Raw genomic sequence first — 14,847 nt, 5'->3', positions numbered from 1 at the left:
CCCGGTGCCGGCGGTGAGCACCTGGCCCATGATCACTTCATCGACCTGGGCGCCCTCCAGGCCGGTCTGGGCCAGCAGCTGGCGGATCACCGCGGCGCCGAGATCGACCGCGGAAATGTTCGCCAGCGAACCCTGGAAACTGCCGACCGCGGTGCGGGTGGCGGCAACGATTACGACGTCTTGCATGGCGCGAATCCTCATTGCTATGGGCGGCATCGGTCGGTGGATATGGACAGGGGACCGATGCGCGAGAACTTGGAAAATCATGGTTGCATAGAAGGTCGCGACGCCGCCAATCGCGAACCGGTGAGTCGCGTTCTGTTCGCCCGGTCGGGTATTACAGGCCCATGCGCCGGCGTGCGCGATGTATCGAGCCGTTGCGTACCGCCCAGCGCAGCATCGGCGCACTGCGGTTGACGCTGGCGCGAATCAGCTGGCGTTGCAGCAGCCCCTGATTGACGCCAAGCATGTTGCTGGCCCAGTCGGGCAGCAGGTCGATGCCGGCCTGCATCATCAACGAGCCGAATGGCTTGGCCAGGCGGCTTGGGGCCGGTGCCGCCAAGAGCAAACGCAGCACTTCGCGGCTGCGTTCATCGCAGAGCAACTGGGGGCGCATCCCGGCCAGGTAATCCGCCACGGCCCGGCGCGAGCGCGGCACATCGCTGGCGCCAAGGCGCTCGGCGATCAGCGCGACTTCCCCGTAGTAACGGTCCTGGTCGGCAGGTGACAGGTGCGGATTGCGGTAACGCAAATGCGCCGCCAGAAAGCTGCTGACTTCGGCCACATGTACCCAGGTCAGCAGTTGCGGATCGCTGGCGGCATAGGGCCGGCCGTCTGGCGCATGGCCGACGATCTGCAGGTGAATGGTACGCACCTTGTCGATCAGCCATTCGGCATCCTGCCGTGAGCCGAAGGTGGTGCCGGAAATGAACTGCGCGGTACGCCGCAGGCGCCCGATCATGTCTTCCCGGAAGTTCGAGTGGTCCCAGACCCCGGCCAGGGCCAGGGGGTGCAGGGCCTGCATCAACAAGGCGCTGATGCCGCCGATCAGCATGCTGCTGAAATCGCCATGCACCTGCCAGCAGATGGCGTCCGGGCCGAACAGGCCCGGGTCGCCCTTGGGGTTGTCCAGGTCGAGCTGGCCCAGTGACAGGCCACCCAGGCTCATCACCTGGGTTTCGATACGACTGCGAATGAATTCCATACCGCTTGGCTGTTCCTTGGTTGAGGCCCGAGGCCTGGCTCAGAGGTTCAGGCGTTTATCGATCAGGCCCTCGACCACGCTCGGGTCGGCCAGGGTCGAGGTATCGCCCAGGCTGTCGAGCTCATTGCAGGCGATCTTGCGCAGGATACGCCGCATGATCTTGCCCGAGCGGGTTTTCGGCAAGGCCGGCGCCCACTGGATCAGCTCCGGCTTGGCGAAACTGCCGATCTCGCGGCTGACCAGGCTCAACAGCTCCTGCTTCAGCTCGTCGCTGGGCTCGACGCCATTCATCGGGGTGACAAAGGCATAGATGCCCTGGCCCTTGAGGTCGTGGGGGTAACCGACCACCGCGGCCTCGGCGATGCTGTCGTGCAGGACCAGGGCGCTCTCGACTTCGGCGGTGCCGATGCGATGGCCGGATACGTTGATCACGTCGTCGATGCGTCCGGTGATCCAGTAATCGCCGTCTTCATCGCGCCGCGCGCCGTCGCCGGTGAAGTAGTAGCCCGGGTAGGGTTTGAAATAGGTCTCGACCATGCGCTGCGGGTCGCCGTAGACACTGCGGATCTGCGCCGGCCAGCTGGCCTTGATCGCCAGGATGCCGCTGCCGGCGCCGCTGATTTCCTTGCCGTGCTCGTCCAGCAACACTGGCTGCACACCGAACATCGGGCGGGTGGCGCAGCCTGGCTTGATGTGGCTGGCGCTGACCAGCGGACTGAGCATGATGCCGCCGGTTTCGGTCTGCCACCAGGTGTCGACGATCGGGCAGCGCTGCTCGCCGACGATATTGAAATACCACTCCCAGGCTTCCGGGTTGATCGGCTCGCCGACGCTGCCCAGCAGGCGCAGGCTGCTGCGCGAGGTGTGCTGCAGCGGCTCGGGGCCTTCGCGCATCAGCGCGCGCAAGGCGGTGGGGGCGGTGTAGAAGATGTTCACCCGGTGCTTGTCGATGACTTCCCAGAAACGCGAGCTGCTCGGATAACTGGGCACGCCCTCGAAGATCAGGCTGGTCGCGCCATTGGCCAATGGGCCATAGACGATGTAGCTGTGGCCGGTGACCCAGCCGACATCGGCGGTGCACCAGAAGACTTCGCCTTCGCGGTAGTCCAGTACGTATTTGAAGGTCATCGCCGCTTGCAGCAGGTAACCGCCGGTGGTGTGCAGCACGCCCTTGGGTTTGCCGGTGCTGCCGGAGGTGTAGAGGATGAACAGCGGGTCTTCGGCGTCCATCGGTTGCGGCGGGCAGTGGTCCTCGACGCCGCGTATAGCCTGGTGATACCAGAGGTCGCGGCCTTCGACCCAGTTCACCGGGTTCTGGGTGCGCTCGACCACCACCACCGTGCTGACGTTCGGGCAGCTTTGCAGGGCCTTGTCGACGTTGTTTTTCAAGGGCACAAACTTGCCGCCGCGGACCCCTTCGTCAGCGGTGATCAGGGTGCGGCAGTCGGCGTCGAGAATGCGGTCGCGCAGCGCGTCGGGGGAGAATCCGCCAAAGACCACCGAGTGCACCGCACCGATACGGGTGCAGGCGAGCATGGCGTAGGCCGCCTCGGGGATCATCGGCATGTAGATGCAGACCCGATCGCCTTTTTTCACGCCGCGGCTTTTCAGGACGTTGGCCAGGCGGCAGACGTAGTGATGGAGTTTCTTGTAGGTGATTTGCAGCGATTCGGCGGGGTCGTCGCCTTCCCAGATGAGCGCCACCTGATCGCCGCGTTTTTCCAGATGGCGGTCGATGCAGTTGTAGCTGACATTCAACTGGCCGCCGGCGAACCAGGTCGCGGCGCCGGTTTTCAGGTCATAGCGCTGCACGGTTTGCCAGGGGGCACTCCAGTGGAGAAAGCGGGTGGCCTGTTCGGCCCAGAAGGTGCTGGGGTGCTCGATGGATTCGCGGTACAGCCGCTGGTAGTCGTCCTGACTCAATTGCGCAGCCCGGCGGACGGCATCGGCTTGGGGGAACATGCTGATATCGAACATGACGGTTCCTTATTCTTGTTTTAGCGACAAGCGATAAAGATGCGCCTTGATCGGAAGGGGTTCAAGGGGAGGGCGGTCTTGGGCGACCGATCGTGAATCGGCCCGCTGCTACGCAATGGAAGGGGTTGCGTAGCAGCGGGCCGGTTCGCGAGGGGAGGTTTCAGCGGGCTATCAGCCGCGGTGGCGACCGCGGAAGTAGTTGATCAGGCCTTGGGTCGAAGCATCCTCGGCCGGGGTTTCTTCGCTGCCGACCAGGCGGTTGTAGACGCCCTTGCCCAGCTCTTTGCCCAGCTCCACGCCCCATTGGTCGAAGGCGTTGATGCCCCAGATCACGCTCTGCACGAAGACCTTGTGTTCGTACATCGCCACCAGCGCGCCCAGGCGGCGCGGGCTGATGCGCTCGACCACCAGGGTGTTGCTCGGGCGGTTGCCCGGGATCACCTTGTGCGGTGCCAGCTTCTGGACTTCGGCCTCGCTCATGCCTTTTTCACGCAGCTCGGCCTCGGCTTCGGCGCGGGTCTTGCCGAGCATCAGCGCCTGGCTTTGCGACAGGCAGTTGGCGTACAGCCACTGGTGATGGTCGGCGACCGGGTTGAAGCTGACGATAGGCACAATGAAGTCGGCCGGGATCAGCTGGGTGCCCTGGTGCAACAACTGGTGGTACGCGTGCTGACCGTTGCAGCCCACGCCACCCCAGATCACCGGGCCGGTGTCGGTGGAAACCGGCGTGCCGTCCTGGCGCACGCTCTTGCCGTTGGATTCCATGTCCAGCTGCTGCAAGTGCTTGGTGATGTTGCGCAGGTAGTGGTCGTACGGCAGGATCGCGTGGCTTTGCGCGCCCCAGAAATTGCCGTACCACACGCCCAGCAGGGCCAGGAGGACCGGCATGTTCTGCTCGAACGGAGCGGTCTGGAAGTGCTGGTCCATGGTGTAGGCGCCGGACAGCAGTTCCTTGAAGTTGGACATGCCGATGGCCAGGGCGATCGGCAGGCCGATGGCCGACCACAGCGAGTAACGCCCGCCAACCCAGTCCCACATCGGGAAGATGTTCTCTTCGCGGATGCCGAAGGCCACGGCGGCGGCGTTGTTGCTCGACACCGCGATGAAGTGGCGATACAGCTCGGCCTCGGAGCCGCCCTGAGCCAGGTACCAGGCGCGTGCGGCCTGGGCGTTCTTCAGGGTTTCCAGGGTGTTGAAGGATTTCGACGAGACGATGAACAGCGTGGTTTCGGCGCGGATCTTCGACGACAGTTCGTGGAATTCGCTGCCGTCGATATTGGCCAGGTAATGGCAGCGCACGCCTTTCTGGGCGTAGGACAACAGGGCCTCGGACACCAGCTCGGGACCGAGGAAGGAACCACCGATACCGATGTTGACCACGTCGGTGATCGGCTTCTCGGTGTAGCCGCGCCACAGGCCGTCATGGATGCGCCCGACCAGTTCGGTGATCTGGTTCAGCACCTTGTGCACTTCTGGCATCACGTTGACGCCATTGACCGACAGCTTGTCGCCAACCGGGCGGCGCAGGGCGGTGTGCAGGGCCGGACGGCCTTCGGAAGAGTTGACCAGCTCACCGGCGAACAGCGCCTTGATCGCGTCCTGCAGACCGGCTTCGTTGGCCAGGCCCACCAGCAGGTTGCGGGTTTCGGAGGTGATCAGGTTCTTCGAGTAATCGAGAAAAAGCCCACAGCCGCTGAGGCTGAATTGATGAAAGCGCTGCGGGTCGGCATTAAAGGCCTCGCGCATGCTGAAATCCTGCATGGCTTGGCGGTGGTCATTCAACGCTTGCCAGGCGGGCAGAGCGGTAACGTCGTGAGGAGTGCGGTAGTACGCCATCGCTGCGGTTTTCCTTTTACTTGAACTGCCTGTTGGACACTGAAAAGCCCGGAACGTCCTGCTCGAAGAATAACGTTCGGTCAAACCTGCGCTGACACGATTAAGCACGCAGGGCGATTACAGTAACTCTCGCGTGCTGATCTGTCTTGGCTTTGTCTGACCTGTGGCCGGTACTTTTTTATACCGGCGCCTCAGAGCTGCGCAATGAGCGGGATTTCAGGGGTGAGAATGATTGGGGCTCAGGCGACCTGAACCGGAATGGCATGGCTGGTGTGGCTCAGCTCGTTGCCCGGCGCCATATAGAGCATGCGCGGCTTGAAGTTGAGCAGTTCGGCTTCGCTGTAGTGAGCGTAGGCGCAGATGATCACCCGGTCGCCGACCTTGGCCTTGTGTGCGGCGGCGCCGTTGACCGAGATCATGCGCGAGCCTTCCTCGCCACGAATGGCGTAGGTGGTGAAGCGTTCGCCATTGTCGACGTTGTAGATCTGGATCTGTTCGTACTCACGGATGCCGGACAAGTCCAGCCATTCGCCGTCGATGGCGCAAGAGCCTTCGTAGTCGAGCACAGCGTGGGTGACTTCGGCGCGATGCAGCTTGGCCTTGAGCATGATGGCGTGCATGAGTGGTTCTCTCGATCAGGTCCTCGAACAGGGCCCGCAGCATCGCTGCAGGCCCCGGGCGGCGGCAGTTTGCCCGAAGGTCAGGCTTCGGGCAATCGGCCCTTGGAACCTAGGCGTCGAGGTCCAGATGCAGGTTGTCTATCAGGCGGGTAGCGCCCAGATAGGCCGCTGCCAGAATCACCAGATCACGGTCTTGCGCGGTGGCCGGGCGCAGGGTCCGGGCGTGGCGGATTTCCAGGTAATCCGGGCGGAAACCGGCGGCTTCGAGCACTTGTTTCTGCTCGTCCAGCAGCTTTGGATAATCCCGTTCGCCCTGGCTGATGGCCTCGGCGATCTGAGTCAGGCCACGATAGATCGCGGGGGCGATGGCACGCTGCTCTTCGCTCAGGTAGCCGTTGCGCGACGACAGCGCGAGGCCGTCGGCGGCACGCACGGTGGGCTCGCCGATGATCTGGATCGGCATGTTCAGGTCCTGCACCAGGGCCCGGATCACCGCCAGTTGCTGGAAGTCCTTCTGGCCGAAGACTGCAAGGTCCGGCTGCACCATGTTGAACAGCTTGCTGACCACCGTGGCCACCCCTTCGAAATGCCCGGGACGGCTGGCGCCGCACAGGCCTTCGGAGAGTTGCGGCACGCTGACCCGGGTCTGGCCTTCCATGCCGTCGGGGTACATCTCCTCGACGGTGGGGGCGAACAGCAGATGGCAACCGGCTTGCAGGAGCTTTTCCTGGTCGGCGGCCAGGGTTCGTGGGTACTTGTCGAGGTCTTCGCCGGCGCCGAATTGCAGCGGGTTGACGAAGATGCTCGCCACCACGAAATCCACTCGCTGGGCCGCCTTGGTCACCAGGGCGGCATGACCGCTATGCAGGTTGCCCATGGTCGGCACGAAGCCGATGCGCTTGCCCTCGCTGCGGGCACGGGCCACGGCGGCACGCAGTTCACGTACGGTTTTTACAGTATTCATGCAGAAAACCCGTGTTCGGCGCCTGGGAAGGTCACGGCCTTGACCTCACTGACATAGGCGCTCAGGGCGGCCTGAATGCTTTCCTGGCCGGCCATGAAGTTCTTCACGAACTTCGGTGCGCGACCGCTCAGGGACAGGCCCAGCATGTCGTGCAGAACCAGCACCTGACCGTCGGTGGCGCTGCCGGCACCGATGCCGATCACCGGAATCTTCACCGCCTGGGTGATTTCCGCCGCCAGTTCGCTCGGCACGCATTCGAGCAGCAGCATCGCTGCGCCGGCCGCTTCCAGGGCGATGGCGTCGGCACGCATCTGCCGAGCCTGGTTTTCGTTACGTCCCTGCACCTTGTAGCCGCCGAGGATGTTCACCGATTGCGGGGTCAGGCCCATGTGGGCGCAGACCGGGATACCGCGCTCGGCCAGCAGGCGGATGGACTCCGCCAGCCACAGCGCGCCTTCGACCTTGATCATGTGCGCACCGGCCTGCATCAGCTGGGCGCTGTTGTTCAGGGCCTGTTCGGTGGTGGCGTAGGCCATGAACGGCAGGTCGGCGAGGATCAGGGCGCCACTGTTACCGCGTTTGACCGCGGCGACGTGGTAGGCCATCTCGGCGGTAGTGACTGGCAGTGTGCTGTCGTGCCCTTGCAAGACCATGCCGAGGGAGTCGCCCACCAGCAGTACTTCAACGCCGGCCTGGCAACAGGTGTGGGCGAAGGTCGCGTCATAGCAGGTCAGCATGGTGATTTTTTCACCTTTCTGCTTGAGGCCTTGCAGGGTGGTCAGGGTGATGTCTGGCATGAAAAAGGGTCCTCATTCAGGCGCTCTGGAAACTGCTGCGAGTAACGCGCGTGATTCTTTATCTATGCAGGCGCACGGTCTGTTGTCGTGCTTATAAGGCCTGGATTGCGCCCTGTAACGCCGTGTTGGCGGCAACGGGACGCCTATAGTCGTGAGGAGGACTCGGGAAGTCAATTGCATGTGTTACCGCATTGTTACGGCGTGAGTGTTACCGCCGTAACTGATGCGTTTCAGCAGTCAGGCCAGACGTTCCAGGCCGACAAATGGGCAGGCGGCGAGCAGGTCGCGCAGCTGGCGGCCGTCGGCCAGTTGCAGGTCGGCGGGGGCCAGTTCGGCCAGGGGATAGAGGACAAAGGCCCGGGCCTGCATGTGGTAATGCGGCACCTTGAGCCGCGGTTCGTCGATCAGGCGATCGCCGAACAGCAGGATGTCCAGGTCCAGGGTGCGCGGTCCCCAGCGCTCGAGACGCTCGCGGCCCTGGCCGTTTTCGATAGCTTGCAGCGCGTCCAGCAGTTCGAGGGGCGCGAGGCTACTGTCCAGGGCGGCCACGGCGTTGGTGTAGCGCGGTTGGCCGGGCAGCAGGGAGTCGCTTTGATAGAAGGCCGAGACTCCCGCCAGTTGGCTGTGCGGCAACTGCGCCAGCGCGTCGATCGCGCTGCGCAATTGCTCCGCCGGGGCAGCCAGGTTGCTGCCCATGCCGATGTAGATACGTTCCATCGGGTTATTCGCCGGAAGCGCTCGGTGCGCCGGCGGTGGCGCGTTTGCGTTTGGCGCCACTGCTGCGCCGACGCTTGCGCGGACCTGTGCCGGCGTCGTCCTTGCCGCTCAGGTCGCGAATCATGTCGCGGCGCCCGGCTTCGTTGGCGTCCTGATAGTCGGTCCACCACTCGCCCAGGCCATCGGTCTGTTCGCCGGCGCTTTCGCGCAGCAGCAGGAAGTCATAACCGGCGCGGAACCGCGGATTGTCCAGCAACTGGTCGGCGCGCTTGCCGCTGCGACGAGGCAGGCGTTCCTGCATGTCCCAGATTTCGCGGATCGGCATGGTGAAGCGTTTTGGAATGGCGATGCGCTGGCACTGTTCGCTGATCAATTCGTGAGCGGCTTCCTGCATCGCCGGAATCGGCGGCATGCCGCGTTCCTGAAGGCGCAGCACGCGAGCCGGCAGGGCCGGCCACAGCAGCGCGGCGAACAGGAAAGCCGGGGTTACCGGCTTGTTCTGCTTGATGCGCAGGTCGGTATTGATCAGGGCTTCGCTGATCAGCGTGTGGGTGTAGGTCGGGTTGTACTCCAGCGCCTCGGCGCTGGCCGGGAACAGCGGATCGAACAGTTGCAGGTCGACCAGCATCTCGAAGGTGTCGGCGGCATGGCCGGACAGGAACAGCTTGAGCACTTCCTCGAACAGGCGGGCCGAGGGGATTTCCCGCAGCATGGGGGCCAGGTCGCGGATCGGCGCGGCAGTGTGTTTCTCGATGCCGAAATCCAGCTTCGCCGCGAAGCGCACGGCCCGCAGCATGCGTACCGGATCTTCCTGGTAGCGCTGGCGCGGATCGCCGATCAGACGGATCAGGTGATTGCGAATGTCGTGCACGCCGTTGGCGTAATCGAGGATGCGTTCGCTGACCGGATCGTAATACAGGGCATTGATGGTGAAGTCGCGGCGCTGGGCGTCCTCTTCGAGGGTGCCGTACACGTTGTCGCGCAGGATGCGCCCGCTTTCGTTGCGCGAGGATTGGTTGCTGTCTTCCTCTTCATCGTTTTGCGGGTGATTGGCGCGGAAGGTCGCGACCTCGATGATTTCGCGGCCGAAGTGGATATGCACCAGCTTGAACCGACGGCCGATGATCCGGGCGTTGCGGAATTCGGCCCGCACCTGTTCCGGCGTGGCGCTGGTGGCGACGTCGAAATCCTTGGGGGTGATATTGAGCAGCATGTCGCGCACGCAGCCGCCGACCAGGTAGGCCTGGTAGCCGGCGTTCTGCAGGCGTTCGACGATGTTCACCGCATAACGGCTGAACTGGGCGCGTTGCAGCGAGTGTTGGCTGCTGTTGAGCACTTCAGGCGTGCTGCGTTTGTGTTGCGTACGACGCAAGGGAGAACGGAATGACTGGAACAACTTCTTCAGCATGGGATGCACTGTTTGAAGGAATGTTCGGCCATAACGAAGAATGACCGCATGATGGGCGGGGATTCTAGCATTTAGTCGGGGGATGGTGTAGGAAGCTGCGGCGAGTCGTACGCAGCGCTTTGGAACGCGGGTTGGCGGGGCTTTGCGTGAGTAAAACCGCAATCGCGGAAACCACAAGGGGAGCCGAAGCTCCCCCAGAAGTGTTTGCGTGCTCTATTTTTATTATTGGTTTCGGGCTTCTTGTTTTTGTTTAACGCCCTTGTCACTTGGTTAACCCAGAGTGACCCTCCCAATCGGGAGCCAAGAGCAAACGGATTGCTTTGGTCGCTGTGTTGCAATGATCAGTGATCCAACCAGTTCAGGCTCTGCCTTAGGGCAGTTTTTGTTGTTCTCGGCCTGGTTGTGGGGCAAGCCCCAATGACAACGCCTCTCCAAAAGAATCAGTTAGCTGCGCCTCCGCCGTGTTGTTTTTATTGTGCGTGAGTCGATTCGTCTTATTTTTATTGTCTTATGCATTGCTTGTTATTGTTCTTGTACCAAACATATAGCAGGTGCCGTGCCAACTTTTGCGAGACCCAGTAAAACAAGGGGTTAGGCGCGGTTCGGAGGTTTCTCCAGGCGAAAAAAAGCCGGGGCTTCGTTACCGTAAGCCCCGGCTTTTGTTACGTGAAATGACTGAGGTAACAGTTTTTTCACAAGGTCGCGTGTTACCCGCAACCGGTTACCGCCGGGCTTCAGCTTTCGCTGGCAACCCCGGTCTTGCGCCGTGGGATACCCAGGCGCTGGCGGCGTTCCCACAGGCATTTGCGGCTGACGCCCAGTTTGCGGGCCAGTTCGGTCTCGGTCATGTGGTCCTGGTGCTCGAGAACGAAATGCTGGAAGTAGTCTTCCAGCGACAGGTCTTCGGTCGGCTCATGGCTGCTGTTGTTGGCGTTGGCGGCCTGGGGCGCCAGGCCAATGAACTCGTCGTCTTCCAGATCGCTCAGTTCGATATCGATACCCAGCAGCTCCGCGGAGATTTCCGGGCTTTCGCACAGGATGACCGAGCGCTCGACGGCGTTTTCCAGTTCGCGAACGTTACCTGGCCAAGAGTAATGGCGAATGGCTTGCTCGGCGTCCGGGGCGAATTTCAGGTCCGTGCGGCCCACGCGCGCGCTTTGGCGGGCGAGGAAGGCATTGGCGATTTCGTTGACGTCGGCACCGCGCTCGCGCAGGGCTGGCAGTTTCAAGGCAATCACGTGCAGGCGGTAATACAGGTCTTCACGGAACTGGCCGATCTTGGCCAGGCTCTTGAGGTCGCGGTGGGTCGCGGCGATCAGGCGCACATCGACCTTCTGCGATTGCACCGAGCCGACCCGGCGGATCTCGCCTTCCTGCAATACGCGCAACAGGCGGGCCTGGGCTTCGAGTGGCAACTCGCCGATTTCGTCGAGGAACAAAGTACCGCCGTCCGCCGCTTCCACCAGGCCGGCGCGCCCGGCGCTGGCGCCGGTGAAGGCGCCTTTTTCGTGACCGAACAGCTCGGACTCGATCAGGGTTTCCGGAATGGCCGCGCAGTTCACCGAGATCATCGGCGCCTTGGCGCGCTTGGACAGGTTGTGCAGGGCGCGGGCCACCAGTTCCTTGCCGGTCCCGGATTCACCCTGGATCAGTACATTGGAGTCTGTCGGGGCGACCTTGCGGATCTTGCTGTACAGGTCCTGCATCGGTGGGCAGGAACCGATGATGCCGATTTCGCCGTTGCTGGCGTTGGCACTGGCCTTGTCCGCGCCGTTGCCCGACTTGGCGGCCGGACGCTCGTTCGGATTGCTCTGTGCGCTCTGGCGGTCGCGCAGGATGCGCGCCACGGCCTGGAGCATTTCGTCGTGATCGAAAGGCTTGGCGATGTAGTCCACCGCGCCCATCTTCATCGAGTCGACCGCTGAGCGCAGGCTGGCGTAGCTGGTCATGATCAGCACCGGGGTGCCCTGGCCGAGCTTGATCAGCTCGGTGCCGGGGGCGCCTGGCAGGCGCAGGTCGCTGACGATCAGGTCGAACGTGGGAATGCTGAAACGCTCTTGTGCTTCCTGCACGGAACCGGCTTCGCTGACCTGGTACTGGTTGCGTTCCAGCAGGCGGCGCAAGGCGGAGCGGATAATTGTTTCGTCTTCGACGATCAAAATGTGCGGCATTGATTCGATTCTCTCGACGGTCTCAGTTCACAGCGGACGTCGCTTCGACATGACGCGGTAAGGTCACCCGGATACGGGTGCCGCGTTGGCTTTCGGTGTCAGCCGGGCTGTCGATGGTGATTTGTCCATAATGCTCTTCAACGATGGAATAGACCAGTGCAAGGCCCAGTCCGGTGCCCTCGCCAGGATCCTTGGTGGTGAAGAAGGGTTCGAACAGTCGATCCATGATGCTCGACGGGATGCCGCTGCCTTCGTCTTCGACGATCAGGTCGATCGTGTGTTCGCCGGCCTCGCTCTTGACCCGTACCGCACTGCCCGCCGGTGATGCGTCGCGGGCATTGGATAGCAGGTTGATCAGTACCTGGGCGAGCCGCTGCGGGTCGCCGTCGACCCAGTGGTCCGGATCGCACAGGTTGAAGAACTGCACTTCGAAATTGCGTCGGTTCAGCGCCAGCAGACCAATGGCGTCCTGCGCCACCTCGGCCAGGCACACGGCTTCGTCGTTGTGCTGGTGGCTGCCGGCGTGGGCGAAGCTCATCAGCGACTGGACGATGCGCGACACGCGCTTGGTCTGCTCAAGGATCTGGCCACTGATTTCGGTGAGTTCGCCGTCCTCTTCGCGCTCTTCGCGCAGGTTCTGCGCCAGGCAGGCGATACCGGTGATCGGGTTGCCGATTTCGTGGGCCACGCCGGCGGCCAGGCGGCCGATGCTGGCCAGGCGCTCGGAATGCACCAGCTTGTCTTCGAGCATCTGGGTTTCGGTCAGGTCTTCCACCAGCAGCACCAGGCCACTGTTGCCCGGGGCCAGGGGTTCGTCGATGGCGGCCTTGTGCAGGTTCAGCCAACGGGTCTGGCCGTCGAGGGCCAGGTGCTGCTTGTGCAAATGTTCGTCGGGGACGTTGATGAAGCCTTGCAGCAGCTCTTTCCAGGGATCGGCGATGGTGCTCAGGCGCGACCCGACCACATGCTGCGCCGGAATGCTGGTCAGCTCTTCCATGGCCTTGTTCCACATAAGGATTTCCTGGTCCTTGGCCAGGGAGCAGACGCCCATTGGCAGTTCCTGCAAGGTCTGGCGGTGGTAGCGGCGCAAGGCATCGAGCTCGGCGGCCAGGCCGGTCAGGCGCGAGTGGTAGTCCTCGAGCCGGCTTTCGATGAAGTGGATGTCTTCGGTCACGTAGTTTTCGCCGCCGGCCTTGTAGGGCAGGAAGGTTTCCACCATATCCTGGGCCACGCTGGGGCCCATCAGGCCGGACAGGTTGGCTTCGATACGGTCGCGCAAACGACGCAGGGCATAGGGGCGGCGCTCGTCGAAGGGCAGGTACAGGTCGCGCAGCGCCTGCTCGACTTCCTTCTGCGCGGCCTTGGCGCCCAGGGGCTTGGCCAGCTGGGTAGCGAACTCCTGGGGCGAGGCGGCATGCAGTTCGCGACGTTGCGGCCGGCGCACGTTGTCCACCGCGCAGGCTTCGGCGGCGCTGGCTTCTTCGGAGCTGGCATTGGTGAACAGCGAAATCAGGGTGAACATCAGTACGTTGGCCGCCAGCGAGGCGATGGCCGCCATGTGCCAGCTGGTGTCGTCCAGAACGTAGATCATGTTCAGCAGCGGTATATAGAAGCCCTGCAGGTTGCCAATCAACGGCAGCAGCATGGTCACCAGCCACACCAGCGTCCCGGCCATCAGCCCGGCGATGAAGCCGCGCCGGTTGGCGGTCGGCCAGTACAGCACCGAGAGCACGCCGGGGAGGAACTGCAGGGTCGCGACAAAGGCCACGATGCCGAGGTTGGCCAGGTCCTGCTCGGCCCCCAGCAGCAGGTAGAAGGCATAGCCGGCCATGATGATGGCCACGATCAGCGCGCGGCGAGTCCATTTCAGCCAGCGGTAGATGTTGCCTTCGGCCGGTGGCTGATACAGCGGCAGCACCAGATGGTTGAGGGCCATCCCCGACAGCGCCAGGGTGGTGACGATGATCAGGCCGCTGGCGGCGGAAAGCCCGCCGATATAGGCCATCAGGGCCAATGCCGGTTTGTTGGCGGCGATGCCGATGCCGAGGGTGAAGTACTCGGGGTTGGTGGTGGCGCCCAGTTTCAGGCCGGCCCAGAGGATCAGCGGCACCGCCAGGCTCATCAGCAACAGGAACAGCGGCAGGCCCCAGCTGGCGCTGACCAGCGAGCGCGGATTGAGGTTCTCGGTGAAGGTCATGTGGTACATGTGCGGCATCACGATCGCCGAGGCGAAGAACACCAGCAGCAGGGTGCGCCACGGCCCTTCCTGCAGTGGCGTATGCAGGGCGGCGAGGGCGGTCTGGTTCTGCAGCAGCCAGAGTTCCAGCTGTTGCGGGCCATCGAACACGCCGTACAGGGCATAGAGGCCGACGCCGCCGATGGCGATCAGCTTGATCACCGACTCGAAGGCGATGGCGAACACCAGGCCTTCGTGTTTCTCCCGGGTGGCGATGTGCCGGGAGCCGAAGAAGATGGTGAACAGGGTGATCAGCGCGCAGAAGCTCAGGGCGACCCGGTGCTGCACCGGCTCGCGGGTGAGGATGCCGATGGAGTCCGCGACCGCCTGGATCTGCAAGGCCAGCAGCGGCAATACGCCGACCAGCATGATCACCGTGGTCAGTGCGCCGGCCCAGGTGCTGCGAAAACGGAAGGCGAACAGGTCGGCCAGCGACGACAGTTGGTAGGTGCGGGTGATTTTCAGGATCGGATAAAGCAGCACCGGCGCCAGCAGGAAGGCGCCGGAAACCCCGAGATAGCTGGAAAGAAAACCGTAACCGTACTGATAGGCCAGGCCGACCGTGCCGTAAAAGGCCCAGGCGCTGGCGTAGACCCCGAGGGACAGGGTGTAGGTCAGCGGGTGGCGGATGATCGAGCGCGGGATCATGCCGCGTTCGCTGACCCAGGCCACCCCGAACAGCACCAGCAGGTACGCGGCGCTGATCAGGATCATCTGGGTCAGGCTAAAGCTCATCGGCATCTTTTTGGCTCTGCAGGATGAAGGTCACGACGATCAGGATCAGCCAGAGCAGATACGGGCGATACCAGGCGCCCGTAGCATCGATCCACCAATCCATGATGGCGGGGGAGAACAGATAGATCCCCACTACCAACAGCAGGACCAAGCGATAGATGTACATCTCGGCCTCTCTTTAT

Annotated in this window: 11 protein-coding genes and 1 pseudogene; all 12 read right to left on the bottom strand. The window is 63.0% G+C overall.

All coding sequences use genetic code 11. From position 1 onward, the window contains the following. Positions 1 to 186: pseudogene (locus J4D52_RS26270) on the bottom strand (acetyl-CoA C-acetyltransferase); the annotation flags it as partial. A gap of 151 nt (positions 187 to 337) precedes the next feature. Next, positions 338 to 1,204 (bottom strand): oxygenase MpaB family protein, encoded by an 867-nt coding sequence (locus tag J4D52_RS26265; RefSeq protein ID WP_102677906.1) that lies wholly within the window; start codon positions 1,202 to 1,204, stop codon positions 338 to 340. Between the two features lie 39 nt (positions 1,205 to 1,243). After that, on the bottom strand, positions 1,244 to 3,181 hold the full coding sequence (gene acs / locus J4D52_RS26260; RefSeq protein WP_102677907.1) for an acetate--CoA ligase: 1,938 nt from the start codon (positions 3,179 to 3,181) through the stop codon (positions 1,244 to 1,246). Between the two features lie 171 nt (positions 3,182 to 3,352). Next, the gene (gene pgi / locus J4D52_RS26255) at positions 3,353 to 5,017 is read right to left on the bottom strand and encodes a glucose-6-phosphate isomerase (protein WP_102677908.1); all 1,665 of its coding nucleotides are present in this window, start codon (positions 5,015 to 5,017) and stop codon (positions 3,353 to 3,355) included. A gap of 239 nt (positions 5,018 to 5,256) precedes the next feature. Further along, complete coding sequence (gene panD, locus J4D52_RS26250) at positions 5,257 to 5,637, bottom strand: aspartate 1-decarboxylase (RefSeq protein WP_007924662.1); 381 nt, start codon at positions 5,635 to 5,637, stop codon at positions 5,257 to 5,259. A 109-nt stretch (positions 5,638 to 5,746) separates the two neighbouring features. Continuing rightward, the gene (panC, locus tag J4D52_RS26245) at positions 5,747 to 6,601 is read right to left on the bottom strand and encodes a pantoate--beta-alanine ligase (RefSeq protein ID WP_102677909.1); all 855 of its coding nucleotides are present in this window, start codon (positions 6,599 to 6,601) and stop codon (positions 5,747 to 5,749) included. Continuing rightward, positions 6,598 to 7,398, bottom strand: coding sequence for a 3-methyl-2-oxobutanoate hydroxymethyltransferase (gene panB / locus J4D52_RS26240; RefSeq protein ID WP_063433040.1), 801 nt, complete (start codon positions 7,396 to 7,398; stop codon positions 6,598 to 6,600). Before panB ends, panC begins: the two co-directional genes overlap by 4 nt. 237 nt (positions 7,399 to 7,635) lie before the next feature. Continuing rightward, on the bottom strand, positions 7,636 to 8,115 hold the full coding sequence (gene folK / locus J4D52_RS26235) for a 2-amino-4-hydroxy-6-hydroxymethyldihydropteridine diphosphokinase (protein ID WP_063433039.1): 480 nt from the start codon (positions 8,113 to 8,115) through the stop codon (positions 7,636 to 7,638). Between the two features lie 4 nt (positions 8,116 to 8,119). After that, positions 8,120 to 9,523 (bottom strand): polynucleotide adenylyltransferase PcnB, encoded by a 1,404-nt coding sequence (locus J4D52_RS26230; RefSeq protein ID WP_063433038.1) that lies wholly within the window; start codon positions 9,521 to 9,523, stop codon positions 8,120 to 8,122. A gap of 734 nt (positions 9,524 to 10,257) precedes the next feature. Beyond that, a complete protein-coding gene (locus tag J4D52_RS26225) occupies positions 10,258 to 11,694 on the bottom strand; it encodes a sigma-54 dependent transcriptional regulator (RefSeq protein ID WP_063433037.1) in 1,437 nt (478 codons plus the stop codon). A gap of 22 nt (positions 11,695 to 11,716) precedes the next feature. Beyond that, positions 11,717 to 14,671: a sensor histidine kinase gene (locus J4D52_RS26220; RefSeq protein WP_025805356.1), complete on the bottom strand. Its 2,955-nt coding sequence runs from the start codon at positions 14,669 to 14,671 to the stop codon at positions 11,717 to 11,719. Then, positions 14,655 to 14,831: a hypothetical protein gene (locus J4D52_RS26215; RefSeq protein ID WP_003176118.1), complete on the bottom strand. Its 177-nt coding sequence runs from the start codon at positions 14,829 to 14,831 to the stop codon at positions 14,655 to 14,657. The genes J4D52_RS26220 and J4D52_RS26215 overlap by 17 nt, the downstream gene beginning before the upstream one ends. Between the last annotated feature and the right edge of the window lie 16 nt (positions 14,832 to 14,847).

It is taken from the genome of Pseudomonas sp. GW460-12-10-14-TSB1 (assembly GCF_017349775.1).
Lineage (GTDB): Bacteria > Pseudomonadota > Gammaproteobacteria > Pseudomonadales > Pseudomonadaceae > Aquipseudomonas > Aquipseudomonas piscium.
Note: the sequence above shows the minus strand (reverse complement) of the source record. Positions and strands in the feature narration are given on the sequence as shown.

Bases quoted from the DNA above. Each gene is read 5' to 3' on its own strand.
- J4D52_RS26265 (WP_102677906.1), bottom strand. From the start codon at position 1,204: ATGGAATTCATTCGCAGTCGTATCGAAACCCAGGTGATGAGCCTGGGT.
- acs (WP_102677907.1), bottom strand. From the start codon at position 3,181: ATGTTCGATATCAGCATGTTCCCCCAAGCCGATGCCGTCCGCCGGGCT.
- pgi (WP_102677908.1), bottom strand. From the start codon at position 5,017: ATGGCGTACTACCGCACTCCTCACGACGTTACCGCTCTGCCCGCCTGG.
- panD (WP_007924662.1), bottom strand. From the start codon at position 5,637: ATGCACGCCATCATGCTCAAGGCCAAGCTGCATCGCGCCGAAGTCACC.
- panC (WP_102677909.1), bottom strand. From the start codon at position 6,601: ATGAATACTGTAAAAACCGTACGTGAACTGCGTGCCGCCGTGGCCCGT.
- panB (WP_063433040.1), bottom strand. From the start codon at position 7,398: ATGCCAGACATCACCCTGACCACCCTGCAAGGCCTCAAGCAGAAAGGT.
- folK (WP_063433039.1), bottom strand. From the start codon at position 8,115: ATGGAACGTATCTACATCGGCATGGGCAGCAACCTGGCTGCCCCGGCG.
- J4D52_RS26230 (WP_063433038.1), bottom strand. From the start codon at position 9,523: ATGCTGAAGAAGTTGTTCCAGTCATTCCGTTCTCCCTTGCGTCGTACG.
- J4D52_RS26225 (WP_063433037.1), bottom strand. From the start codon at position 11,694: ATGCCGCACATTTTGATCGTCGAAGACGAAACAATTATCCGCTCCGCC.
- J4D52_RS26220 (WP_025805356.1), bottom strand. From the start codon at position 14,671: ATGCCGATGAGCTTTAGCCTGACCCAGATGATCCTGATCAGCGCCGCG.
- J4D52_RS26215 (WP_003176118.1), bottom strand. From the start codon at position 14,831: ATGTACATCTATCGCTTGGTCCTGCTGTTGGTAGTGGGGATCTATCTG.